The organism is Ruegeria sp. ABD4_443 (genome assembly GCF_056160865.1).
Genome location: NZ_JBSWYA010000001.1, coordinates 277,229 through 300,493, shown reverse-complemented (window position 1 = coordinate 300,493; position 23,265 = coordinate 277,229). Strand labels below are relative to the sequence as shown.

Annotated in this window: 20 protein-coding genes and 3 tRNA genes; 13 read left to right on the top strand and 10 right to left on the bottom strand. The window is 61.8% G+C overall.

Annotation, left to right across the window (positions count from 1 at the left end):
• Positions 1 to 3: 3 nt before the first annotated feature.
• Positions 4 to 1,473: a carboxypeptidase M32 gene (locus tag ACXAG8_RS01510; protein ID WP_475221568.1), complete on the top strand. Its 1,470-nt coding sequence runs from the start codon at positions 4 to 6 to the stop codon at positions 1,471 to 1,473.
• A 62-nt stretch (positions 1,474 to 1,535) separates the two neighbouring features.
• Complete coding sequence (gene yghX / locus ACXAG8_RS01505; protein WP_475221566.1) at positions 1,536 to 2,432, top strand: YghX family hydrolase; 897 nt, start codon at positions 1,536 to 1,538, stop codon at positions 2,430 to 2,432.
• Between the two features lie 57 nt (positions 2,433 to 2,489).
• Here yghX and gyrA read toward each other — a convergent pair whose 3' ends face one another.
• Entirely contained in the window at positions 2,490 to 5,189 is a 2,700-nt protein-coding gene (gene gyrA, locus ACXAG8_RS01500) for a DNA gyrase subunit A (protein ID WP_475222394.1), read from the bottom strand.
• Between the two features lie 222 nt (positions 5,190 to 5,411).
• Here gyrA and ACXAG8_RS01495 point away from each other — a divergent pair, with 222 nt between their 5' ends.
• Positions 5,412 to 5,681 carry an usg protein gene (locus ACXAG8_RS01495; RefSeq protein WP_475221565.1) on the top strand — a complete coding sequence of 90 codons (270 nt, stop codon included), beginning with the start codon at positions 5,412 to 5,414 and terminating at the stop codon, positions 5,679 to 5,681.
• Here the strand turns inward: ACXAG8_RS01495 and ACXAG8_RS01490 are convergent.
• A complete protein-coding gene (locus ACXAG8_RS01490) occupies positions 5,678 to 6,631 on the bottom strand; it encodes a radical SAM protein (RefSeq protein WP_475221564.1) in 954 nt (317 codons plus the stop codon). The two genes, ACXAG8_RS01495 and ACXAG8_RS01490, sit on opposite strands and share 4 nt — an antisense overlap.
• A gap of 175 nt (positions 6,632 to 6,806) precedes the next feature.
• Between ACXAG8_RS01490 and zwf the strand changes: the two genes are divergently transcribed.
• The 4 genes from zwf (at position 6,807) to ACXAG8_RS01470 (ending at position 12,402) form a co-directional block, all read left to right on the top strand.
• Positions 6,807 to 8,261: a glucose-6-phosphate dehydrogenase gene (gene zwf / locus ACXAG8_RS01485; RefSeq protein ID WP_475221561.1), complete on the top strand. Its 1,455-nt coding sequence runs from the start codon at positions 6,807 to 6,809 to the stop codon at positions 8,259 to 8,261.
• Positions 8,258 to 8,929, top strand: coding sequence for a 6-phosphogluconolactonase (gene pgl / locus ACXAG8_RS01480; protein WP_475221560.1), 672 nt, complete (start codon positions 8,258 to 8,260; stop codon positions 8,927 to 8,929). The genes zwf and pgl overlap by 4 nt, the downstream gene beginning before the upstream one ends.
• A gap of 5 nt (positions 8,930 to 8,934) precedes the next feature.
• Positions 8,935 to 10,545 carry a glucose-6-phosphate isomerase gene (gene pgi, locus ACXAG8_RS01475; RefSeq protein WP_475221558.1) on the top strand — a complete coding sequence of 537 codons (1,611 nt, stop codon included), beginning with the start codon at positions 8,935 to 8,937 and terminating at the stop codon, positions 10,543 to 10,545.
• 237 nt (positions 10,546 to 10,782) lie between these two features.
• Entirely contained in the window at positions 10,783 to 12,402 is a 1,620-nt protein-coding gene (locus ACXAG8_RS01470) for a long-chain-fatty-acid--CoA ligase (protein ID WP_475221556.1), read from the top strand.
• A 21-nt stretch (positions 12,403 to 12,423) separates the two neighbouring features.
• Here ACXAG8_RS01470 and ACXAG8_RS01465 read toward each other — a convergent pair.
• The 3 genes from ACXAG8_RS01465 to ACXAG8_RS01455 all read right to left on the bottom strand — a co-directional run bounded on the left by ACXAG8_RS01465 (position 12,424) and on the right by ACXAG8_RS01455 (position 13,692).
• Positions 12,424 to 12,498: transfer RNA gene (locus tag ACXAG8_RS01465), tRNA-Asn, on the bottom strand.
• Between the two features lie 129 nt (positions 12,499 to 12,627).
• Positions 12,628 to 12,702: transfer RNA gene (locus ACXAG8_RS01460), tRNA-Asn, on the bottom strand.
• A gap of 75 nt (positions 12,703 to 12,777) precedes the next feature.
• The gene (locus ACXAG8_RS01455) at positions 12,778 to 13,692 is read right to left on the bottom strand and encodes an MBL fold metallo-hydrolase (RefSeq protein ID WP_475221553.1); all 915 of its coding nucleotides are present in this window, start codon (positions 13,690 to 13,692) and stop codon (positions 12,778 to 12,780) included.
• Between the two features lie 44 nt (positions 13,693 to 13,736).
• Here ACXAG8_RS01455 and ACXAG8_RS01450 point away from each other — a divergent pair, with 44 nt between their 5' ends.
• Positions 13,737 to 15,056: an ATP-binding protein gene (locus ACXAG8_RS01450; protein ID WP_475221552.1), complete on the top strand. Its 1,320-nt coding sequence runs from the start codon at positions 13,737 to 13,739 to the stop codon at positions 15,054 to 15,056.
• Positions 15,057 to 15,061: 5 nt separating this feature from the next.
• On the opposite strand, the gene ACXAG8_RS01445 is transcribed toward ACXAG8_RS01450, so the two are convergent.
• Positions 15,062 to 15,138, bottom strand: a tRNA-Ile gene (locus ACXAG8_RS01445).
• 107 nt (positions 15,139 to 15,245) lie between these two features.
• On the opposite strand from ACXAG8_RS01445, the gene purM reads away from it, so the two are divergent.
• The 3 genes from purM to rnd all read left to right on the top strand — a co-directional run bounded on the left by purM (position 15,246) and on the right by rnd (position 18,157).
• Entirely contained in the window at positions 15,246 to 16,292 is a 1,047-nt protein-coding gene (gene purM, locus ACXAG8_RS01440; RefSeq protein ID WP_475221550.1) for a phosphoribosylformylglycinamidine cyclo-ligase, read from the top strand.
• Positions 16,289 to 16,885, top strand: a complete 597-nt coding sequence (gene purN, locus ACXAG8_RS01435) for a phosphoribosylglycinamide formyltransferase (RefSeq protein WP_475221548.1) — start codon at positions 16,289 to 16,291, stop codon at positions 16,883 to 16,885. Before purM ends, purN begins: the two co-directional genes overlap by 4 nt.
• Before the next feature lie 114 nt (positions 16,886 to 16,999).
• Positions 17,000 to 18,157 carry a ribonuclease D gene (gene rnd / locus ACXAG8_RS01430; RefSeq protein ID WP_475221547.1) on the top strand — a complete coding sequence of 386 codons (1,158 nt, stop codon included), beginning with the start codon at positions 17,000 to 17,002 and terminating at the stop codon, positions 18,155 to 18,157.
• A gap of 4 nt (positions 18,158 to 18,161) precedes the next feature.
• Here rnd and ACXAG8_RS01425 read toward each other — a convergent pair whose 3' ends face one another.
• Positions 18,162 to 18,686, bottom strand: coding sequence for a hypothetical protein (locus tag ACXAG8_RS01425; RefSeq protein WP_475221544.1), 525 nt, complete (start codon positions 18,684 to 18,686; stop codon positions 18,162 to 18,164).
• A gap of 139 nt (positions 18,687 to 18,825) precedes the next feature.
• On the opposite strand from ACXAG8_RS01425, the gene ACXAG8_RS01420 reads away from it, so the two are divergent.
• Positions 18,826 to 19,236, top strand: a complete 411-nt coding sequence (locus ACXAG8_RS01420) for a SufE family protein (protein WP_475221543.1) — start codon at positions 18,826 to 18,828, stop codon at positions 19,234 to 19,236.
• Between the two features lie 19 nt (positions 19,237 to 19,255).
• Here ACXAG8_RS01420 and ACXAG8_RS01415 read toward each other — a convergent pair whose 3' ends face one another.
• The 3 genes from ACXAG8_RS01415 to ACXAG8_RS01405 all read right to left on the bottom strand — a co-directional run bounded on the left by ACXAG8_RS01415 (position 19,256) and on the right by ACXAG8_RS01405 (position 21,871).
• Positions 19,256 to 19,924: a DUF1638 domain-containing protein gene (locus ACXAG8_RS01415; protein WP_475221541.1), complete on the bottom strand. Its 669-nt coding sequence runs from the start codon at positions 19,922 to 19,924 to the stop codon at positions 19,256 to 19,258.
• 77 nt (positions 19,925 to 20,001) lie between these two features.
• On the bottom strand, positions 20,002 to 21,036 hold the full coding sequence (locus ACXAG8_RS01410) for a Hint domain-containing protein (protein ID WP_475221539.1): 1,035 nt from the start codon (positions 21,034 to 21,036) through the stop codon (positions 20,002 to 20,004).
• Between the two features lie 136 nt (positions 21,037 to 21,172).
• Positions 21,173 to 21,871, bottom strand: a complete 699-nt coding sequence (locus ACXAG8_RS01405) for a corrinoid protein (RefSeq protein ID WP_475221537.1) — start codon at positions 21,869 to 21,871, stop codon at positions 21,173 to 21,175.
• A gap of 323 nt (positions 21,872 to 22,194) precedes the next feature.
• Here ACXAG8_RS01405 and ACXAG8_RS01400 point away from each other — a divergent pair, with 323 nt between their 5' ends.
• Complete coding sequence (locus tag ACXAG8_RS01400; protein WP_475221535.1) at positions 22,195 to 23,262, top strand: PA0069 family radical SAM protein; 1,068 nt, start codon at positions 22,195 to 22,197, stop codon at positions 23,260 to 23,262.
• The last annotated feature ends 3 nt before the right edge of the window (positions 23,263 to 23,265 follow it).

Genomic DNA, 23,265 nt, shown 5'->3' with positions numbered 1-23,265 from the left:
CCCATGACTGCATTCGACAAGCTGATGACCTTTCAGCGCGAAACCTCGGCCCTGGGCCAGATTGCCGGGCGGTTGGGCTGGGACCAGGAAACCGTGATGCCGCGCGGCGCAGCGCCCCAACGGGCCGAGGAAATGGCCGCGATCGAGGCCGTTCTCCATGCGCGCCGGTCGGACCCTCGGGTCGCCGAATGGCTGGAACAGGCCGCCCCGCAGGATGCGGCCGGCAAAGCGCAACTGCGCGAAATCCGCCGTTCCTATGAGCGCGCGGTAAAGGTGCCCGCCGATCTGGCGACGGCGATTGCCCGTGTCACTTCGGCCGCCCAGGGGAAATGGGCGCAGGCGCGGGCGGACGAAGATGTCGCCGCCTTCCTGCCTGTGCTGCAAGAAGTTGTCTCGCTGAAACGCCAGGAAGGCGCGGCCTTGGCGCAGGGCGGTGACATCTATGACGCCATGGTCGAGGATTACGAGCCCTATACGACCGGCGCCCAGATCGCGGCGATTTTCGACGCCATGCGCCCCCGGCTGGTGGCGTTGCGGGCGGCTGTACTGGACCGCCCCGAACCCGCGGCGCTGACTGGCCACTTTGACGAACTGACCCAGATGCGCCTGTCGCAGAAACTGGCGGTTGCGTTCGGCTATGACCTGAACTACGGCCGTGTGGACAAGGCCGTGCACCCGTTCAGCTCGGGCAGTGGCCTGGATGTGCGCATCACCACACGAACCAGCGAAACCGACCCGTTCAACTGTTTCTATTCCACCATTCACGAGGTCGGCCACGCCGCCTATGAACAGGGGATCGACCGCGATTACCTGCTGACGCCTCTGGGGCGCGGCGTTTCGATGGGCGTGCATGAAAGCCAAAGCCGCATCTATGAAAACCAACTGGGCCGGTCGCGCGCCTTTACCGGCTGGTTGTTCGAACAGATGAAAACGGCATTTGGCGATTTCGGCATCACCGAGGCCGACGCATTCTATGCCACCGTGAACCGTGTCCATAACGGCTATATCCGCACCGAGGCGGACGAGGTGCAGTACAACCTGCATATCATGCTGCGTTTTGACCTGGAACGCGCCCTGATGGCGGGCGATTTGCAGGTCGCTGATCTTGAGGGGGCGTGGAATGACCGGTTCAAGGCCGATTTCGGTTATGCGGTCGACAAACCCTCGAATGGGTGCCTGCAGGATGTGCATTGGTCCGTGGGTCTGTTCGGATATTTCCCGACCTATTCCCTTGGCAATGTCTATGCCGGGTGCCTCAACCAGGCTTTGCGCGCCGCGATCCCTGATCTGGATGCTCAACTGGCCCGTGGCGACACCTCTGGCGCCACAAAATGGCTGCGCGAGAATGTGCAGCAATTCGGCGGGCTTTATGCCCCGCGCGAGGTGATACAGCGCGCCAGCGGCATCGAGCCTGGGCCAGAGCCCTTGCTGACCTACCTGGAACAGAAGTTCGGCGGGCTTTACGGATTGTAAGTACGTCCCACGACGAAATTGCGATAGAATAGCGGCACCTGTAGCATCGATGGGAGATCCCGATGACTGGAACAGCCCGCAAGAAAGCAAGTGATTTCGACCCCAGGATCCTGGAAATTTTCGATGGTTACGTGCATGGCAAGATGACCAAGCGCGCGTTCATTTCGAAAGCCGGAAAATTCACTGCCGCCGGGGTGACCGGCGCAATGATCCTGGAAGAATTGCAACCCAATTACGCCTGGGCGCAGCAGGTCGCGCCGGATGACCCGGAAATCGAGACCGCGATTGTTGAATTCCAAAGCCCCGAAGGCCATGGCGCGGTCAGCGGACTTATGGCCAAACCGGCAAACGCCCAAGGCAGGCTTCCGGCCGTGCTGGTGGTGCACGAAAACCGCGGGCTCAACCCCTATATCCAAGACGTGGTCCGGCGTACGGCCAAGGCCGGGTTCCTGGCTTTCGGACCGGATGGCCTGTCGCCGCTTGGCGGTTATCCGGGCACCGATGACAAGGGGCGCGAAATGCAGGGGTCGATGGATCGCGAAAAGCTGATGGCCGATTTCTTTGCAGCCTTTGAATACCTGCGCGATCTTGAAGGATCGACTGGCAAGGTCGGCGCGGTCGGGTTCTGTTATGGCGGCGGGGTCTGCAATGCGCTGGCCGTGGCTTACCCGGACCTTGCGGCCTCGGTCCCGTTCTATGGCCGCCAGCCCGTGGCCGAGGATGTGCCCGCGATCCAGGCGCCGTTATTGATCCATTACGCAGGTCTGGACGAACGGATAAATGCCGGTTGGCCCGCCTATTCCGAGGCGCTGGAAGCAAACCAGAAAAAGTTCAGCGTGCATTTCTATCCGGATGTGAATCACGGTTTTCACAACGACACCACCCCCAGATATGACGAGGTGGCGGCCAAGCTGGCCTGGAAGCGAACCATCGCGTTTTTCAACAACTACCTGATGTAGAAAGAAAAAGGGGGCAGAGTTACTCTGCCCCCGTTCAACATTTTCTTTCGGCCAAGGTTACTCTTCGGCCTCGTCCTCATCGCCCTGATCGGCGATCCAGGCGACGCTGACGACCTCTTCGTTTTTGCCGGTGTTGAACACCTTGACGCCGCCCGCGCTGCGCGACCGGAACGAGATGCCATCAACCGGAACACGGATCGATTGCCCTTTGGACGTGGCCAGCATGATCTGGTCGTCGATTTCGACCGGGAACGAGGCCACCAACTCGCCGCCGCGCATCGCCTTGTCCATTGCCGCAACGCCCACGCCGCCGCGTCCGCGGACCGGGTAATCGTGGCTGGAGCTCAGCTTGCCCGCGCCGCCCGTGGTGATGGTCAGGATCAGGTTCTCGGCGGCGGACATCTCGGCATAGCGTTCCTGAGGCAGCACGCTGTCGGCATTGCCTTCATCTTCGTCCGCCTCGGCCTCTTCGGTGACGCCTGCCATCAGGCGGCGCATCTTGAGATAGGCGGCACGCTCGTCCGAGGTCGCCTCGAAATGGCGGATCACGGACATCGAGACAACCCGGTCGCCATTGGTCAGCTTGATGCCGCGCACACCTGTCGATTTACGGCCCTTGAAGACCCGAACAGCCGTCGTCTGGAACCGGATCGCGCGGCCCGAATTAGTGACCAGCATCACGTCGTCGTCTTCTGAACAGATGCGCGCATTCACCAGTTCCACGCCTTCGGGCAGGTCCATTGCGATCTTGCCGTTGCGTTTGACATTGGTGAAATCGCTCAGCGCGTTCCGGCGCACGTCACCGGCGCTGGTGGCAAAGACGATCTGCAGGTTTTCCCATTCTTCATCCGGCACATCCACGGGCATGATGGCCGCGATGGAAACTCCGGTCGGGATCGGCAGGATGTTGACGATCGCCTTGCCCTTGCCGGTGCGCCCCGATTGCGGCAGGCGCCAGGTCTTGAGCTTGTAGACCATCCCGTCGGTGGTGAAGAACAAAAGCTGGGTATGCGTGTTTGCGACGAAGAGGGTGGTGACCACGTCCTCTTCCTTGGTCTGCATCCCCGACAGGCCCTTGCCGCCACGCTTCTGCGCCCGGAAATCGGCCAGCGGCGTGCGCTTGATGTAACCGCCCGAGGTGACAGTCACGACCATGTCCTCGCGTTCGATCAGGTCCTCGTCTTCCATGTCGCCGGACCAGTCGACGATCTGTGTGCGGCGGTCGACGGCGAATTGCTCGCGGACGCTGCGCAGCTCATCGGCGATGATGCCCATGATGCGTTCGCGCGACGACAGAATATCCAGGTATTCCTTGATCTTGGCGGCCAGCTCCTCCAGCTCGTCCGTGACCTCTTTGACGCCCAGTTGGGTCAGGCGTTGCAGGCGCAGTTCCAGGATCGCGCGGGCCTGAACCTCGGTCAGGTTATAGGTGCCGTCGTCGTTCATCTTGGACAGCGGATCGTCGATCAGGCGCAGATAACCTTCGATCTCGGATGCTGGCCAACGGCGGGTCATCAGCTTTTCGCGCGCTTGCGCCGCGTCCGCCGACGACCGGATGGTGGCAACCACCTCGTCCACATTCGACACCGCCACGGCCAGACCACACAGGATGTGGCTGCGTTCGCGCGCCTTGCGCAGATCGTATGCGGTGCGGCGGGCGACGACATCCTCGCGGAAGTCGATGAAGGATGTCAGGAACCGGCGCAGGGTCAGTTGCTCGGGCCGGCCACCGTTAAGGGCCAGCATGTTGCAGCCAAAGGATGTTTGCATCGGCGAGAAGCGATATAGCTGGTTCAGCACCACCTCTGGTGTCGCGTCGCGTTTCAACTCGACCACGACGCGCACACCGTTCCGGTCGGATTCGTCCTGAACGTGGGATACGCCCTCGATCCGCTTTTCACGCACCGCTTCGGCGATCTTTTCGATCATCGAGGCCTTGTTCACCTGATACGGGATCTCGTCCACGATGATGGCATAACGGTCCTTGCGCAGTTCTTCGACGCGGGTCTTGGCGCGGATGATGACGCTGCCGCGCCCCTCAAGATACGCCTTGCGCGCGCCGGACCGGCCCAGCATGACGCCACCGGTCGGAAAGTCGGGGCCGGGCACGTATTCGATCAGCTGTTCCGAGGTCAGATCGGGGTCGTCGATCAGCGCCAGCGTGGCGTCGACCACCTCACCCAGATTGTGCGGCGGGATATTCGTGGCCATACCCACGGCAATACCACCGGCACCGTTGACCAGCATGTTCGGGAAACGGGCGGGCAGGACCGTCGGTTCCCGGTCCTTGCCGTCATAGTTGTCCTGAAAATCGACCGTTTCTTTTTCAATATCGGCCAGCAGGGCAGCGGCGGGTTTGTCCATCCGCACTTCGGTATACCGCATGGCCGCCGGGTTATCGCCGTCCATCGAGCCAAAGTTGCCCTGACCATCCAGCAGCGGCAGCGACATCGAGAAATCCTGCGCCATCCGCACCAGCGCGTCATAAATCGCACTGTCGCCATGCGGGTGGTACTTACCCATCACGTCGCCAACCGGACGGGCCGATTTGCGATAGGCCTTGTCATGCGTGTTCCCGGTTTCATGCATCGCATATAGGATGCGCCGGTGCACCGGTTTCAGCCCGTCGCGCAAATCGGGGATCGCGCGGCTGACGATAACCGACATGGCATAATCCAGATAGGACGTGCGCATCTCGGATTCGATGGACACCGTCGGACCGTCATAGACGGGGCGCTCTGGCGGGGTTTCATCCATGTTTTCGGGGATTTCTGGCGTATCGCTCACGTAAACTGCCCGTTCTTTGTGCAGACTCTATATCTTGTGGATGTACCTTATCAGACCCGGCACATAAGGTGCAAGCAAGCAGCAGATTTGTTGCGCAATCGCCGGGCAACCAACCGGTAACATATTGTTATATAACTGTTAGAGTTTTTCGGTGTTACCCTGAAGAGACCTTTTGAAAAATTGGAGGTCTGAATGGAGCGAAGCGAAACCGAACTTATGCTCAAGGGCTATGGGCTGACCACCGCTGAATTCTTCTATCACATGCCGGACTATATCCATGTCCTCAACACGTTTATCTGGCAGGAATACGACCTGGCGCCCGACCACCCAAAGCTGTTTGATTTCATTGAATTCTGGCAGCGGGAAATCGACGGCCCGCTGCATTCTGTCCGGTATACGCATCGCAAGATGATCGCGCCGGGCGAGTGGCGCAACATGGTGGGTGAATTCCGGGTGAACTAACCCGAACAGCTTGCCCCGCCCAGGACGCAGAATTTTGCGCAATGCGGGTGGTTCAGAAACACGTCATCCTCGGCCTCGGCCAGGGTGCTGCCCATTTCAAACGCCGTGTCATAAGGCAGCAGCGTGCAGGCCAGAACAGCAGGGCGGGCCGCACCCTTGCGTTTGACCACCATGCGCGCAGTCGCACACATGACCGTATCGGGGGATTTGCCAAGAATATCCCAGCAGGCGGTGGTGATCTCGGGGACTTCGACGGTCTCGTCCATTTCAGGGAACAGGACCGTCTGACCGGGGTCATGCGCGTCGATGTCGAACCCGTGTTCGGCAAAGAACGCGGCATATCCCGCGCGGCTTTCGGCCTCGGCTTCGCCCCATACCGTGCGTCCGGCAATGGCCATGTTGATCCCATGATCCCCAAGCCATTTCATCCCCGCCAAGGTCTTGGCGAAACTTCCCGTGCCGCGTTCCTCGTCATGCAGGCCGGGCCGGTAATGATCGACGGAAATGCGCAGCGTCAGCCGGTTGCCAAAGGTCTTGTGCAGGTCCAGCAACCCGTCGCGCATCCGGGGGCGCATCATCGGTGACATCGCATTGGTCAGGATCAGTACCGCATAGCCGCGCGCAAGGGCGGCGCGGGTCATGTCGATGATGTCCGGGTTCATGAACGGCTCGCCCCCGGTCAGGCCGATTTCCTGAACCGGCCAGTTGCGGGCTTCGATCTGGTCCAGAAAATCGGTGACCTCGGGCGTGGTGATGTAAACCAGCGCATCGTTGCTGGGGCTGCTGTCGATATAGCAGTTGCGGCATTCGATGTTGCACAGGGTGCCGGTGTTGAACCACAGCGTCTGCGCATCGCGCAGCGGCACCGAGGCGCGGGCCTGTCCGTCGGCTGTCACCAACCTGTTTTGAAACTTGCCCATATTGGCAGGCTGAGGGGCGTTGTCTTTCATGTCCGCGTCCGGTTTCCTGATGCCACCGGACACACTTAGCCCCGGGGCGCAGACAAGTTAAGGTCCGCAGGGCGATGCTGACAGAGTTTTGAACGCCGCGGTGTTTTCGCGGGGAAATGGAAAAATGATTGCGCTAACATTGGACATGCGCACGCAGTAGAGATATGGACGGGCTATGGTTTCTCGTGTCATCCCGGTCGATCCTTTCGATCTGATCATTTTCGGCGGAACGGGCGATCTTGCGCAGCGCAAGATCATGCCGGCGCTGTTTCGTCGGTTTTGCGCTGGCCAGTGGCCGCGCGATGCCCAGGTGATCGGGGCCGCGCGCGGCGATCTTGACCGCGCCGGGTTTCAGGCCGTTGTCGCCAAGTCGCTGCGCAGCTTTGCGCCCGATCTGGCCCGCAACGGCGATGCTTTGGACGCGTTTCTGCAGCGGGTCGGGTTTGTGCGTCTGGATGCGCTGTCCGATGCGGGATGGGATCGGTTGGCGGGCCTTTTGGACAATGCGCGGGTCCGGGCGTTTTATTTCTCGGTCGGGCCGGGGTTGTTTGCGCCGCTTGCCACCAGGATACAGGCGCATAACCTGGCGACCGACAAGACCCGGATCGTGGTCGAAAAACCGTTTGGCCACGATCTTGAAAGCTCTCGCGCGCTGAACGCGACCCTGGCCGCCCATTTCGACGAAAGCCAAATCTACCGGATCGACCATTACCTGGGCAAGGAAACGGTGCAGAACCTGATGGCTGTCCGCTTTGGCAACATGCTGTTCGAGCCGCTGTGGAACAGCCAATATGTGGATCATATCCAGATCACGGTTGCCGAAACGGTCGGGATCGACGGGCGCGAAGATTATTATGACCGCGCCGGGGCCATGCGTGACATGATGCAGAACCACCTGATGCAGCTGCTATGCCTGATCGCGATGGAGCCACCGGCCAAGTTCGACCCGGACGCGGTGCGGGACGAAAAGCTAAAAGTTATCCGCGCGCTGGACCCGGTCGAGCCGCATCATATCGTGCGCGGCCAGTTTGGCGCGGGGACGGACGGTCCCGGCTATCGCGATGTCGTCGGCAACCCCAGGTCGGCAACCGAAAGCTATGTGGCGCTGCGCGCGCATGTCAGCAACTGGCGATGGGCAGGAACCCCGTTCTATTTGCGGACAGGCAAGCGTCTGGTGGCGCGGTCCTCGGTCATCAACGTGCTGTTCAAGGACGCCCCGCATTCGATCTTTGGCGCGGCGGCCGGACGGCATGCCAATGCCCTGTCGATCCGGTTGCAACCCAACGAAGGGATCACCCTGAAGGTGACCATCAAGGAACCGGGCCCTGGCGGTATGCGCCTGGTCGATGTGCCGCTGGACATGAGCTTTGCCGAGGCCCTGGGCCCCGACAGTGACACGCCGCCCGACGCCTATGAGCGGCTGGTGATGGATGTGATCCGGGGCAACCAGACCCTGTTCATGCGCGGCGACGAGGTCGAAGCCGCCTGGGCCTGGGTCGATCCGATCATTGCCGGCTGGCAGGCGCGCGGCGATGTGCCGAAACCTTATGACAGCGGCAGCACCGGACCCGGCGACGCCGAGCTGCTGATGAAACGCGACGGTCGCCACTGGCAAGGGATCAAGCCATGAATATTGTGGAATATGCCGACCGGGACATGCTGGCCATCGATGTGGCGAATGTTCTGGCAGGTCAGATTAAGGCGGCATTGTTGCATCACGACACCGTGGCATTTGCCGTGCCCGGCGGAACCACGCCCGGCCCGATTTTCGATGGGCTGTGCGCCGCTGACCTGGACTGGGACCGGGTGCGCGTGCTGCCCACCGACGAACGGTGCGTGCCCGCAGACAGCGACCGGTCGAACGAGCGCCTGATCCGCGAACGCCTGCTGACCGGGCGCGCCGCGACGGCACATTACATCCCGCTTTACCTGCCGGGCACCGCGCCCGAAGATGCGCTGCCCGAGATCGAGGCCGTGATCGCGCCGGTTCTGCCGCTGTCGGTTTTGGTGTTGGGCATGGGCGAAGACATGCATACCGCATCCCTGTTTCCCGGTATGAGCGGCCTTGCCGCGGCGCTGGACAGTCACGCGCCGCCCCTGGTCGTGGCCCGGACCGAGGTTCAGCCAGAACCGCGGATTTCGCTTTCGGGTCCGGTTCTGGACGGGGCCCTGTCCAAACACCTGGTCATCTTTGGCGCGGCCAAGCGGGACGCACTGGACCGGGCGCTGAGCCTGCCACCCGAAGAAGCCCCGATAGGTGCAGTTCTCAGCGGTATGACCGTACATTGGGCGGAGTAAGTGAAATGAAACTGGAAACCCTCAAGACCCTGGCCGCCGCCCATGCCGACCGCCACATCCTTGATCTTTTTGCCGCCGACCCCAAGCGGGCCAGCCGCTTTTCGGCCACCGCGGGTGACATGCTGTTCGACTATTCCAAGACGGGCATCGACGATGACATCCGCGATGCGCTGATCGGGCTGTGCGACGAGGCCGGTCTGGGCGCGCGCCGCGCAGCGATGTTTGCGGGCGAAAAGATCAATGAAACCGAGGGCCGCGCCGTGCTGCACACCGCATTGCGCAACCTAGACGGTGGCGCGGTTCATGTCGACGGGCAGGACGTCATGCCGGACGTTCTGGATACGTTGCAACGGATGCGCGTTTTCGCCGAAGAGATTCGCGGAGGCGCGGCAAAGGGGGCAGGGGGCAGCCTTACCGATATCGTCAATATCGGTATTGGCGGGTCTGATCTGGGGCCGGTGATGGCGACCCATGCGTTGGCGCCGTATCATGACGGCCCACGGGTGCATTATGTCTCGAATGTCGATGGCGCCCATATCGCCGATACGCTGCGGCTGCTGGACCCGACCCGAACGCTGGTCATCGTTGCGTCCAAGACGTTTACCACGATTGAAACCATGACGAATGCCCGCACCGCGCGCGCATGGATGCAGGAAGGGGGCGGCGATCCTGCTCAGCAATTTGCCGCGGTTTCAAGCGCGTTGGACAAAACGCAGGCCTTTGGCATCCCCGCGTCGCGCGTGTTCGGTTTTGCCGATTGGGTTGGTGGGCGCTACTCGGTCTGGGGGCCGGTCGGCCTGCCGGTCATGATCGCGGTGGGGTCCAACGCCTTTGATGCCTTTTTGCGGGGCGGTCAGGCCATGGACCTGCATTTCCGTTCCGCCGAATGGTCCGAGAACCTGCCGGTCCTGCTGGCACTGGTCGGCATCTGGCACCGTCAGGTGCTGACCCATGCCAGCCGCGCGGTGTTGCCCTATGATCAGCGACTGCTGCGGCTGGCAGCCTATTTCCAACAGCTCGAGATGGAATCGAACGGCAAGTCGGTGCAAATGGACGGCGCGCAGCTGACCCTTCCGTCTGGCCCGGTGGTCTGGGGCGAGCCGGGGACCAATGGTCAGCACGCCTTTTACCAGCTTATCCACCAGGGTACGGATGTGATCCCGTGCGAATTCATGGTTGCCGCCGAAGGGCACGAGCCTGAACTGGCCCATCACCATCGCCTGTTGCTGGCCAATTGCCTGGCCCAATCCGAGGCGCTGATGCGGGGAAGGTCGCTGGACGAGGCGCGCGCGCGCATGGCTGAAAAGGGCCTGACGGGCGCAGAGCTGGATCGCCAGGCGCGCCACCGGGTATTTGCCGGAAACAGGCCGTCCACGACGCTGATCTATCCCAAGCTTACCCCGTTCGTTCTGGGCCAGATCATTGCCTTGTATGAACACCGTGTGTTTGTCGAAGGCGTTCTGCTGGGCATCAACTCGTTCGATCAGTGGGGCGTTGAACTGGGCAAGGAACTGGCCACCTCGCTGGGGCCGATCGTGGATGGCGATCAGGATACAAGCGGCAAGGATGGTTCAACCGCGGCCCTGGTGGGGTATGCCCTGCGTCACAGGGGCTGACCGGCAGGCGCCCACCGACGGCTGCCGTGGGGCAAAGACCGGGGCAAAAACGAGGCAAAGAAAATGACCTGCCGTTATGCGGCAGGTCATTCTTTTATTGTCAGACAATTAAATGCTTGGCAGGTTCGGGAAAGAACTAGCCCGAACCGACGGGCCGTGCCCCTGGCACGGCGTCACGGTCAAGGGCGCGAACAGGTGCCGGCCCAAAGCCAGGGCACCGACACAGGGAGGATGCCCATGCTGGGACAGATGATGACGCAGCCATTGCTGATTTCGTCGCTGATTGACCACGCCGAACGCTACCACGGCGAAACCGAGATTGTCTCGGTCGAGGCGGATGGCCGCGCGGTGACCACCAACTGGGCCGGGATTGCTGTGAATGCCAGGCGTCTGGGGTCGGCGCTGACCCAACTTGGGCTGGACCCGCAGGACCGCGTCGGCACGCTGGCTTGGAACAACCGGCGGCATCTGGAAATCTATTACGGGGCTTCTGGCGCGGGCTTTGTTTGCCACACGATCAATCCCCGGCTGTTTCCCGAACAGCTGGTCTATATCATGAACCACGCCAAGGACCGGGTTCTGTTCTTTGACGCCACCTTTGTCCCGCTGGTGGCTGCGATCCGCGAGCACCTGACCGAGACCCGCCACTTTGTCCTGATGGGGCCGCGCGATGACGATGTTGTGGCACAGCTGCCGGGTGTTGCGTTCTTTGATGAACTGATCCAATCCGGCGCCGAGGATTTCACCTGGCCCGACCTGGACGAAAACACCGCGTCCAGCCTGTGCTATACCTCGGGGACGACGGGGCATCCCAAGGGTGTTTTGTATTCGCACCGCTCGACCGTCCTGCACAGCTTTGCATCCAATACACGCGACGTGATCGGGTATTCGGCGATGGATGTCGTCATGCCCGTCGTGCCGATGTTCCACGTCAACGCCTGGGGGTCACCCTATGCCTGCGCCATGTCGGGGTCTCGGATGGTGTTGCCCGGCCCGGACCTGCATGGCGAGGCGCTGGTCAACCTGATCGACACCTATGGCGTTACCCTTGCGATGGGGGTGCCGACGATCTGGCAGGGGCTGTTGGCCCATGCGGCGAAATCGGGGACCCGGCTGGCCAGTCTTGACCGCACGGTGATCGGGGGGGCGGCCTGCCCGCCATCCATGATGGCAACCTTCCGCGAAGACTATGGAGTCGATACGGTTCATGCCTGGGGCATGAGCGAAATGAGCCCGCTGGGCACAACCAACTACCCCTTGGCCAAGCATATGAATCTGCCGCCCCAGGAACAGCACAAGATCCGCGAAAGCCAGGGCCGCCCGCCATTTGGTGTCGAGCTGAAGATCGTTGACGATGATGGTGTCCAACTGCCCAATGACGGGCAGACCCAGGGCGACCTGATGGTGCGCGGTCATTGGGTTCTGGACAGCTATTTCCAGATGCAGGACCAGAACATTCTGCAAGATGGCTGGTTCGCCACCGGCGACGTGGCCACATTGGACCCCGACGGGTACATGACGATCCGCGACCGCACCAAGGATATCATCAAGTCTGGCGGCGAGTGGATCAGCTCGGTCGAGTTGGAAAACATCGCCGTGGCGCATCCCAAGCTGGCGGCGGCCGCCGTCATCGGCGTGCCGCATCCCAAATGGGACGAACGCCCCCTTTTGGTTGCCGTCCGGGCCGAGGGCGCGACCCCGACCGAAAGCGAATTGCTCGAGTTCTTTAGCGGCAAGATCGCCGACTGGCAGGTGCCCGACAAGGTCGTCTTTGTCGATGCCTTGCCGTTGAATGCAACCGGCAAGGTTCTCAAACGGACGCTGCGCGAGGATTTCAGCGACGCCCTGACGGGGTGAGGGCCGGTAATCTGGGGGAAATGGCTCCGGCGGTAGGGATCGAACCTACGACCAATTGATTAACAGTCAACTGCTCTACCGCTGAGCTACGCCGGAACGGTTCGCGCCGTATAGCAACCAGACCCAGCCGCGTCCAGAGGGCGCGGCACATTTTTTGCCGGTCCCCGGAATTTTTCAAGGGCACGCGGCTAGTGCTTTGAAACAACAGACAATATTGGGGGAAATTGGCTCCGGCGGTAGGGATCGAACCTACGACCAATTGATTAACAGTCAACTGCTCTACCGCTGAGCTACGCCGGAACTTTCGGGGCGTATAACAATCCGGATTTTCGGCGTCCAGAGGGGAAGCGCGTCGAAAGTGATAATTTTGCGAAACTATGCATCGCGGATGAACACCGCCTCGGCAGACAGATCGCCCTGGGCCGAGACCTGGGATTTTCCTGCCAAATCAACAAGGTGGGCAAATACGTTGCGTTCAGCGGCGGGCAAAAGGCCGGGTGGCGTTTCGGTATAGATGCGCGCGGCCAGGTCGCGGGCGGTGCCGCTGGACTGGGCCAGAGCATCAAGAATCTGCGCCTCGCGCCCCATTCGGTGTTGAATCAGCCACTCCAGACGCCCGGCGGGGTCCTGGACCGGCGCGCCATGTCCGGCGTGAAAGATGCGCCAGTCGCGGCGGCGCAGGCGGTGGCAGGCCTCCATGAAATCGGTCAGATCGCCATCGGGCGGCGAGACCAGAGAGCTTGCCCAGCCCATGACGTGATCGGCGGTAAAGCAGACATCCCCCCAGGCCAGCGCGATGTGATTGCCCAGGTGACCGGGGGTGTGGATCACTTCCAGAGACCAGTCTTGGGTTTCAATCACCTCGCCATCGGCCAGTTCGATGTCGGGCCGGAACGCAGTATCGATGCCTTCGCCGCCCCCGGCCAGACCTTGGGCGGCAAGGCGGGTCATCACGGCGCTGCGCCCAGCCTGCGGCCCACCAAAGGCCAGGATCGGCGCACCGGTGCGGGCGGACAGGGGGGCCGCCAGCGGGGAATGGTCAAGATGGGAGTGGGTGACAAGAATGTGGCTGATTCTCTGTCCCGGCGTCAGCGCTTCGAGAATCGCGGTCAGGTGCGGCTGGCTTGCGGGGCCGGGGTCGATCACGGCAATGTCGCGTGTACCCAGCAAATAGGTGTTGGTCCCGCGATAAGTCATTGGCGACGGGTTCGGCGCCAGAATGCGGCGCAGGCCCGGCTGCAATTCGATGGCCTGCCCGGCAACAGGGTTGAAATCGTCAGGGGCGTTCATTCTGGGCTCTTCCTCTTGTCGGGGCAGCCCGCTAGGTTTAGCGCATGTCCTCGCGATGGCTCAAACCCTATATGCCGCGCAGCCTCTATGCCCGTGCTGCATTGATCCTGGTCCTGCCGGTCGTGGTGGTGTTGCTGGTCGTTGCGGTGGCATTCCTGCAAAAGCATCTTGAGGACGTGACGGCGCAGATGACCCGGACGGCCTCGCGCGAGGTTCTTCTGGTGACCGGCGTCATGCGGGGCGCGGAAACGCAGCAACAGGCGCTGGCTGCGGCGCGGCCTGATCTGTCGGCGCTTCAGATGCAGGCCCGTTTTCTGGATGCAAACGAATCTCCGCAGATAGATGCGCGCCGCTGGTATGATTTCATCGCGCCGCAAGTGGCCGAGGAACTGTACGCGCTGCTGCCCCGGCTTGTGGATATCTCGTTGCCCAGCAGCCGCGCGGCGACCCTGTTTCTGGACACCGACCTTGGCGTTCTTGAACTGACCTTTGACCGGCGTCGCCTGTCCCCGGCGGCACCGCACCAACTGATCGTGACAATGGTCTTTTTCGCGGTGCTCATGACGTCGATCTCGTTTCTTTACATGCGCAACCAGCTGCGTCCGATCACGCGGCTTGCCGATGCGGCGCAGGCCTTTGGGCGGGGCAGGGTGGTGCCATACGCGCCCAGCGGCGCGATCGAGGTGCGGGCGGCGGGAAACGCCTTTTTGGACATGCGCGCGCGGATCGAACGGCAGATCGAACAGCGCACGCTGATGCTGTCGGGCGTCAGCCACGACCTGCGGACGCCGTTGACCCGGCTCAAGCTTGGGCTGGCCATGCTGCCCGAAGACGAGGCCGGGCCAATGCTGGAAGACGTGAAGGAAATGCAGTCCCTTCTGGACGCCTTTCTCGACTTTTCGCGCGGCGCAGCCGAGGGCGAGGCCGAAGAGGTCGATCTGGAAATACTGCTGACCCATATCGCCGAGGATTCGCGCCGTGCCGGGCGCGCCGTTCAACTGGTGTCGGTTGAAGGTGGAGGAACCGCGATGCTGCGCCCCTCGGCCATCAAGCGCGCGGTCGAAAACCTGATCGGCAACGCCGTCCGATACGGCAGCCGGGCTGAAATCAGCCTGACATCGACGCCCAAATCCGTGCGCATCCGGGTCGAGGATGACGGCCCCGGCATCCCGGTGGCGCAACGGTCCGAGGCGGTACGGCCCTTTACCCGGCTCGACCCCGCGCGCAATCAGAATCAGGGCAGCGGCGTCGGGCTGGGCCTGGCGATCGTGGCCGATATCGCCCGCGCCCATGGCGGCACATTGCGGCTGGCCCAAAGCGAACGCCTGGGTGGATTGTGCGCCGATATCATCATTGGGCGGTAATTGACTGGTAGGCCCGGAGGGACTCGAACCCCCAACCAAAGCGTTATGAGCGCTCTGCTCTAACCAATTGAGCTACAGGCCCGCCTGAGCGCCTTGCGTATCACGATGAATGACCGCGTCAAGCCTGACCGTTGCAACAAGGCGCACAATCGACTAACCCGCCCGCAAAGCACTCATGAGGGAATGGCCATGACAGCGGGCAAGAACGGCATCACATATGCGGACGCGGGCGTTGATATCGATGCAGGCAATGCGCTGGTGGACAGGATCAAACCAGCAGCCAAGCGTACAAACCGCCCTGGCGTGGCCAGCGGCCTTGGCGGGTTTGGCGCATTGTTCGACCTCAAGGCGGCCGGATACACGGATCCGATTCTGGTTGGCGCGACCGACGGCGTGGGAACCAAGCTGCGGATCGCGATTGATACCGGCGTCGTGGACGGGGTCGGCGTGGACCTGGTGGCGATGTGTGTGAACGACCTGATCTGCCAGGGCGCCGAGCCGCTGTTCTTTCTCGACTACTTTGCCACCGGCAAGCTGGACACCGATACCGCCGCCCGCATCATCGAAGGCATTGCCGAAGGCTGCGCCCAGTCGGGCTGCGCGCTGATCGGTGGCGAAACCGCCGAGATGCCCGGAATGTACCCCGATGGCGATTTCGACCTGGCCGGGTTCTCGGTCGGCGCGATGGAGCGAGGCGAGACCTTGCCGGCGGATGTTGCGCAGGGGGATGTCCTGCTGGGGCTGGCATCGAACGGGGTGCATTCCAACGGCTATTCGCTGGTCCGCAAACTGGTCGATCTGTCCGGGCTGGGCTGGGATGATACCGCGCCCTTTGGCACCGGATCGCTGGGCGAGGCGCTGCTAACGCCGACCCGGCTTTATGTCAAACCTGCTTTGGCGGCCATTCGGGCCGGTGGCGTGCATGCGCTGGCGCATATCACCGGTGGTGGCCTGACCGAAAACCTTCCGCGCGTCCTGCCCGAGGGGCTGGGCGCCGGGATTGACCTGAACGCCTGGGACTTGCCGCCCGTCTTCCGCTGGATGGCCGAAACCGGCGGGATCGCCGAGGCCGAGATGTTGAAGACCTTCAACTGCGGCATTGGCATGATCGTCGTCTGCGCGCCGGACCGCGCGGACGCGCTGAGCGCTTTGCTGACCGAAGCGGGCGAAACGGTCTCGCGGCTTGGAACCGTCACCGACACTGCAGGTATTGCCTATTCGGGCCGGCTGCTGTGAGCCATAAGCGCGTCGCCATCCTGATTTCGGGCGGGGGGTCGAACATGCTGTCGCTGGTCGACAGCATGACCGGGGATCACCCGGCGCGGCCCTGTCTGGTCCTGTCCAATGACGCGCAGGCGGGCGGGTTGAAAAAGGCGGCCGCGCGCGGCATCCCGACGGCATCCGTCGATCACCGGCCCTTTGGGGCAGATCGCGCCGCCTTCGAGGCCGAGTTGTTGAAGCCGCTCGAACAGGCGCAGCCCGATATCGTCTGCCTGGCCGGGTTCATGCGCGTTCTGACCGCCGATTTCGTTTCCCGTTTTCAGGGACGGATGCTGAATATCCACCCATCCCTGCTGCCCAAATACAAGGGCCTGAATACTCATGCTCGCGCCATTCAGGCCGGGGATGCAGAACATGGCTGTTCTGTGCACGAGGTCACGGCGGCGCTGGATGACGGCCCAATTCTTGGCCAGGCGCGGTTGAACATCGCGCCGGATGACACGCCCGATACCCTTGCCGCGCGCGTTTTGACCTGGGAACACAAGCTGTATCCGGCGGTGCTTTGGCGCTTTGCCGCCGGGGACCGAACACCGGTTCTTCTGCCCTGATCCGATCAGAGTGATTTACACATGCCGGTCATTCGTCCTATGGTTGCCTCCATGGCTCGGGACGAGGTCAAATAATCGAGCGATCACAAGAACAAGAGCAAGACTAAACGGCGCATGAAAATCCTGACAACGACCCAAGAGCTGGCCACTTTTTGCAAGGCTGCCGCTGACCACCCTTACGTCACAGTAGATACCGAGTTTCTGCGCGAACGGACGTATTACTCGAAACTCTGCCTGGTTCAGATCGCGGTTCCCTCGGACGATGAAGGCAGCGCCGTTCTGGTTGACCCGTTGGCCGAGGGCATGTCGCTGGACCCGCTATACGAGCTGTTTGCAAACGAGGGTGTCGTCAAGGTTTTCCACGCCGCGCGGCAGGACCTTGAAATCTTTTGGGTCGAGGCGGGCGTGTTCCCCAAACCACTGTTCGACACGCAGGTCGCCGCGATGGTCTGCGGCTTTGGAGAGCAGGTCGGATATGAAACCCTGGTGCGCAAGATCTGCAAGCAGGGTGTCGACAAGACGTCGCGGTTCACGGACTGGTCTCGCCGTCCGCTCAGCGATGCGCAGAAAACCTATGCGCTGGCGGACGTGACCCATCTGCGGCAGATCTATGAATACCTGGCGGCCGAGTTGAAAAAAACCAAGCGGAGCCATTGGGTTGCCGAAGAGTTGCAGATTCTGACCCAGCCCACGACCTATGATATTCAGCCGCAGGATGCGTGGCGCCGGGTGAAAACCCGCACGAATTCAGCCAAGTTTCTGGCGGTCGTGCGCGAGCTTGCGCAGTTCCGCGAATCCTATGCCCAATCGAACAACGTGCCGCGCAGCCGGGTCTTCAAGGACGATGCCCTGATCGAGCTGGCCTCGACCAAGCCCAAGACACCTGCGGATCTGGGCGGTTCGCGCCTGTTGCTGCGCGAGGCCCGGAAAGGCGTGATCGCCGACGGTATCTTGGCGGCGGTGAAACGCGGGGTGAATTGTCCGGCCGAGAATATGCCAAAGGTGGACAACAGCCGCGACAAGCTGAAGGTCAACCCGGCATTGGCCGATCTGTTGCGCGTATTGCTCAAGTCGAAAACCGAAAGCTCGGGCGTGGCAGCCAAGCTGATCGCCACCAGCGCTGATCTGGACCAGATCGCCGCCGGTGAGCGTGACGTCCCGGCCATGACGGGATGGCGCTATGAAGTGTTTGGCGAAGACGCGCTGAAACTGTGCGAGGGCAAGATCGCGCTGGCGGCCAACGGCCAGTCGGTGCAGGCCGTATCCTTGTAATGGCTCAGCGGCGGCGCGATTCCAGCGTGTTCTGCTGGCCGATCACACGCACCAGGCGCACATTCTGCAAATCCTGATCGCTGACATTGACGGCGTCCGACACCATGCGCGACCGTTCTGGTCCCTGTTGCGTGGCATATCGGGGGTAGTTCACGCGGAATGTGAACTCCAATACTCCGTCTTCGCGGTTCTCTGACGAAACGACCGGCACCAGCCGAGCGTTATACGCCCCCTGGCGGGTGGCCGTGCCTGTCGCATAGATGATTGCGCCGGTCGGGGTCGGGTTGATTCGCAGTTCGTCGATCACGGCAATTGGAATACTGGTATCCGTTTCTTCGGGGCGGGACAGCAGCCCGGTGCCGCCGCGCTGTGCGGGAATCAGGGCGTCTGCGTCATTCGGCGAGGTTGCCTCGGGTGGTGGGCCGGAAGGGCCGAACCAGTTGGACGGGTTGGCGCGCGAGTTGCGCCAGCTGCTGCATGCGGACAGGGCCAGGGTGGCGACCAGAAGAACGGACAGAGTTTTTTGCATGGACCCGTGACTTTGAGCATTATTGTCTGCAACGGGTTACCGCAAAACCGGCGGGTTGAAAAGCCGCGCTTGGGGCTGGACAGCTGAGTTCGGGCAACATAGGTCAGTTTTGTGATCGCAACGCAAGGACCGCCACGCCATGGCCACGCCCGCTTTTGAAGAAATCGTCGAGGATTTCGAGTTCCTGGAAGACTGGGAGGACCGGTATCGCCACGTTATCGAACAGGGCAAGGCGATGGCTCCATTGGATGATGCGCTAAAGGTGCCGGCCACCAAGGTGGATGGCTGTGCCAGCCAGGTCTGGCTGCATCCGGTGGTCGAGGGCGGCACGTTCCGTTTTGACGGCGACAGCGATGCGCTGATCGTTCGGGGGCTGATTGCCGTGTTGCGGGCGCTGTACAATGACCTGCCCGTGGGTGCGGTCGCCACTGTCGATGCAGGCGCCGAACTGGCGCGTCTGGGCCTGCATGATCACCTGTCGGCACAGCGATCGAACGGGTTGCGCGCGATGGTCGAACGTATCCGCGACGTGGCGCGCGAATACGCCTGATCGGCGTGGGGCAGGGGCGTTAGCCCTGAGGCTCTGATTTTGCCCAGCGTGATAAGGTTGTTTCCAGATCACCATAGCCGGTAACCCGGCGTTCGAACGCCAGCCCCATCCGGTCGGCGCAGTCGCGCGCCTTTTCGGTCAGCGCCGGGTCGTCGGTCTGCGCCTGGTAGACAAGCTTGGTGTAATTGCCGAAATACATGTCCCGCAGTTCGGGGTGGCGGTCCAGGCCAAGGGGTTTCCAGACAAAGGCGTCAAACTGTCGGGCCAGGAAATCCGTCAGGTAGAACGCGGTGGTTTCATCTTCGCCATGTTCGGCAAACACCTGGTTTCCCTCGAAGAAAGAATAGCAATGCGGCCCCTTGATCATTTCAACGCCCAGCCGGTCGCAGGCGCTTTGCAATAGGCCGCCGGTGCCGCAATCGGCATAGACCACATAGATGGCGTCGTAATGGTCGCGGTGCTTTGCGACGGTATCCTCGACGGCTTGCGTGATCTTTTCGGGGTGGACATGCAGGATGGCGGGCAGGCATGTCAGCGCCAGATGATCCCAGCCATTGCGCGTCTTCAGGTCCAGGATTTCGCGGGCCAGTGCGCCGCAGGCGATCAGCAACGTGTTTTGCCGCGCATCCAGGCTGGCATAGCCGTGCCGCGTCAGGCTTTCATCGTCGGGGATGTCGTTTCTTTGCATGGCTCTGACCAAATCGCTGCCCCGACAGCAGACGCCTTACCGCCACCGAACGCAACCCCCGTTTCCGACATGCAATGTCAGGCCACCGACGCAAGGGTTTCGAACCGCTTCAGCGACGGGCGTGCGGATGGGCCGTAAGATGCCGGACCGTGATCCGCGATCTGCGGGAACAGGGCAAGGATTTCGGCCCTGGCCGCTGACGTAAGCGTGGTCCAGGACAGGGTACCGGGGTGAAAGCTTTCGCTTAGGCTGCCTTCGGCCCAGATCAATTCGTGGCGGTCGAACAGCAGATGGAAATAGGTGACGTTTCCGCCGGTTTGGAGGGTCGCATACGGGCCGCCCAACAGGTGTTTTGCCGGGCACAGCGCCTCGGGGTGGCCCGTGTTCAGCTCAACACGCCAGTCGCGGACCAACATCCGGTGTTGCGGCGAAACCAACAGGTCACGGCGGTTGCCGAATGCGCCGGCCTTGATCCGCACCGGCGCAAACGCCCCCTGCGCCGGTACCGTTCGCCGGCCGATCCAGCGGATGCATTGCAGACCGTTGTCAAGCGTCTGAACCCTGTCCCCGATACGCAGGTCGTCGATGCGCCTTTCGCCCCTGTCGGTTGCAATGCTTGTTCCCGAGGTGAAACACGTCACCAGATCCCAGGTTTCGCGGCTGGCGGTCAGCCCGGAATAGCGGTTTCCCAGCAGGCTGTTGAGGGTGATCGACTGTATCGGCCCCGATTGCAGAATGCCCTGGTCCTGATTGTCGGAAAATTCCGGCATCAAATAGGTGTTGCCGTCGGTATCCTGCGCAACCACGGCCGAAATGTTTCCGGTGCTTCCATCGGCAAAGGTGACCGTGGCCTTGTAGACCGAGGTCGCATCAAAATTCTGCGCCGGTCCGCCGTCGATCGAGAACTTCTCATTCGTAGAATTGTTCATGTCATAGACGGACCCGGAAACCTTGACCGCACTCCAGGTCACGGCGTTGTTCAGCAGGGCATCACCGGGCGCGCCAAAGGTCTGCCCGACCAGGGCCGAGGCGTTTTCGGCGGTATTATTCCCCTCGGTCGTGTCGATATCGGCAAGGTTGCCCAGGAACAGGGCGGTAAATGTCTGGGGCACGGGAAACCTCTGCTGTTGCGCAGGGTTTTCTAGCCGAGGATCATTTTAGAAACGGTAAACAGGGCCGCTCCGGGCGTGGCCGCAATAAAAAAGGCCGCCCCGATCGGCGGCCTTTCATCTGTTCCGCGAGGCGTTGTCAGCCAGCCATCTGGTTGTGCTTGCGCGCCACGAATTCCTTGGCGGTTTCCACCGCAACGGCGGCGTCACGGCAATAGGCATCGGCCCCGATGGCCTTGCCGAATTCTTCGTTCAACGGCGCGCCGCCGACCAGCACGATATAGTCTTCGCGCATACCCTGTTCGACCAATGTGTCGATGACCACTTTCATGTAGGGCATCGTGGTCGTCAGCAGGGCGGACATGCCCAGAATGTCGGGCTCTTCCGTCTCCAGCGCCTCAAGGTAGTTTTCAACGGGGTTGTTGATCCCCAGGTCCACGACCTCGAACCCGGCGCCCTCCATCATCATCGACACAAGGTTCTTGCCGATGTCGTGAATGTCGCCTTTGACGGTGCCGATCACCATCTTGCCGACGCGTGGCGCACCGGTTTCGGCCAGCAGTGGCTTGAGGATGGTCATCCCGCCCTTCATCGCGTTGGCGGCCAGCAGAACCTCGGGTACGAACAGGATACCGTCGCGAAAATCATGTCCGACGATCGTCATGCCGCCGACCAGCGCCTTGGTCAGAATGTCGTAAGGCGCCCAACCCCGCTCCAGCAGGATATTCACACCTTCTTCGATTTCTTCCTTCAGACCGTCGTAAAGGTCATCAAACATCTGCTCGACGAGTTCATCGTCGTTGAGTTCCGACAGGACAATGTCTTCTTCGTCAGACATGCGCGTTTCCCTGAGCTGTTCGGGCCGGGGCCCGTGGTGGCGAGATTAATTCCGTTGTGGCCATTTCGCCGCAGGGTGACTGTGACGATTGCGACCTCAGTCGTTCCGAGACCGACCTATAGGGGATATTTAGCGGAGGCTCGACGGAATAATTTGCATGATCATCGTGTATCCGGCTCAGGTTGCGGGCCGGTGCGCCCAGGATGGGGCGAATTTGGACATCCAGCAGCCGGTTTGCCGCATTCACGGGGGATACCGGTGGGTGCTTGCGTCATGAGGGGTGATTATCTAGGTTGAATACATCAGAACAAACAGGGAACAAAATGCGCAATCAACCAAAGCCATTGGCCCGGGGGGCCGTGTCGAATACGGCGGGGCGCTATGAACGGTTTGTGCCCGAGGCGTTCGACGATGGCTGGGACAGTGATCAGGATTTGCCCGTGCTGCGCACGGATGTGCGCGATGAACATGCGCGCAGCGTGATTACGTACAACACGTCGCCCGATTTGCCCTTTGACCGGTCGATCAACCCGTATCGGGGATGCGAACACGGGTGCATCTACTGTTTTGCGCGTCCCACCCATGCCTATCTTGGGCTGTCTGCGGGTCTGGATTTTGAAACCCGCCTGATTGCCCGACCCAATGCGGCCGAAGTCCTGAGGCGTGAATTGTCGCGCCGCGCCTATAAGGTTGCGCCGATCGCAATGGGCACAAACACCGACCCGTACCAGCCGGTCGAAAAGACGCGCCAGATAACACGGGCCTGCCTTGAGGTGTTGCGCGATTTCGGCCACCCGGTGGCCATTGTGACCAAGGGAACCATGGTCGAGCGTGACCTGGATATCCTGGCCCCCATGGCGCGGCGCGGGCTTGTGCGTGTCGGTATTTCGCTGACAACCCTGGATGCTGACCTGTCGCGCCGGTTGGAGCCCCGCGCCCCAGCGCCCCGGCGCCGCCTTGAAACGATACGGCGATTGACCGGGGCAGGGGTGCCGGTACGGGTCATGACATCGCCTGTCATACCGGGGCTGACGGATCACGAACTTGAAACCCTGCTTGCCGCCGGGCACGCGGCGGGGGCCGATGCGGCCAGCTGGATCATGCTGCGCCTGCCGCGCGAAGTGTCCGGCCTGTGGCAGGAATGGCTGGACAAGCACCAACCAACGCGTGCGCGCAAGGTCATGGGCCACCTCAGAGAGATGCATGGCGGGCGGGATTATGACCCGCGCTGGGGGCAGCGGATGCGCGGCCAGGGGCCCTATGCCACGCTGATTGCGCAAAGGTTTGACAGGGCCTGTTCGCAACTGGGGCTCGCGCTCAGGTCGCCGCCGTTGAACTGCGCCACGTTTTCCGTACCGCCGCAGCCGGGTGATCAGTTGAACCTGTTCTGAGGG

What these genes read in the sequence shown, in the direction of transcription:
- ACXAG8_RS01510 (WP_475221568.1), top strand. Translation starts at nt 4, where the DNA reads ATGACTGCATTCGACAAGCTGATGACCTTTCAGCGCGAAACCTCGGCC.
- yghX (WP_475221566.1), top strand. Translation starts at nt 1,536, where the DNA reads ATGACTGGAACAGCCCGCAAGAAAGCAAGTGATTTCGACCCCAGGATC.
- gyrA (WP_475222394.1), bottom strand. Translation starts at nt 5,189, where the DNA reads ATGGATGAAACCCCGCCAGAGCGCCCCGTCTATGACGGTCCGACGGTG.
- ACXAG8_RS01495 (WP_475221565.1), top strand. Translation starts at nt 5,412, where the DNA reads ATGGAGCGAAGCGAAACCGAACTTATGCTCAAGGGCTATGGGCTGACC.
- ACXAG8_RS01490 (WP_475221564.1), bottom strand. Translation starts at nt 6,631, where the DNA reads ATGAAAGACAACGCCCCTCAGCCTGCCAATATGGGCAAGTTTCAAAAC.
- zwf (WP_475221561.1), top strand. Translation starts at nt 6,807, where the DNA reads ATGGTTTCTCGTGTCATCCCGGTCGATCCTTTCGATCTGATCATTTTC.
- pgl (WP_475221560.1), top strand. Translation starts at nt 8,258, where the DNA reads ATGAATATTGTGGAATATGCCGACCGGGACATGCTGGCCATCGATGTG.
- pgi (WP_475221558.1), top strand. Translation starts at nt 8,935, where the DNA reads ATGAAACTGGAAACCCTCAAGACCCTGGCCGCCGCCCATGCCGACCGC.
- ACXAG8_RS01470 (WP_475221556.1), top strand. Translation starts at nt 10,783, where the DNA reads ATGCTGGGACAGATGATGACGCAGCCATTGCTGATTTCGTCGCTGATT.
- ACXAG8_RS01455 (WP_475221553.1), bottom strand. Translation starts at nt 13,692, where the DNA reads ATGAACGCCCCTGACGATTTCAACCCTGTTGCCGGGCAGGCCATCGAA.
- ACXAG8_RS01450 (WP_475221552.1), top strand. Translation starts at nt 13,737, where the DNA reads ATGTCCTCGCGATGGCTCAAACCCTATATGCCGCGCAGCCTCTATGCC.
- purM (WP_475221550.1), top strand. Translation starts at nt 15,246, where the DNA reads ATGACAGCGGGCAAGAACGGCATCACATATGCGGACGCGGGCGTTGAT.
- rnd (WP_475221547.1), top strand. Translation starts at nt 17,000, where the DNA reads ATGAAAATCCTGACAACGACCCAAGAGCTGGCCACTTTTTGCAAGGCT.
- ACXAG8_RS01425 (WP_475221544.1), bottom strand. Translation starts at nt 18,686, where the DNA reads ATGCAAAAAACTCTGTCCGTTCTTCTGGTCGCCACCCTGGCCCTGTCC.
- ACXAG8_RS01420 (WP_475221543.1), top strand. Translation starts at nt 18,826, where the DNA reads ATGGCCACGCCCGCTTTTGAAGAAATCGTCGAGGATTTCGAGTTCCTG.
- ACXAG8_RS01415 (WP_475221541.1), bottom strand. Translation starts at nt 19,924, where the DNA reads ATGCAAAGAAACGACATCCCCGACGATGAAAGCCTGACGCGGCACGGC.
- ACXAG8_RS01405 (WP_475221537.1), bottom strand. Translation starts at nt 21,871, where the DNA reads ATGTCTGACGAAGAAGACATTGTCCTGTCGGAACTCAACGACGATGAA.
- ACXAG8_RS01400 (WP_475221535.1), top strand. Translation starts at nt 22,195, where the DNA reads ATGCGCAATCAACCAAAGCCATTGGCCCGGGGGGCCGTGTCGAATACG.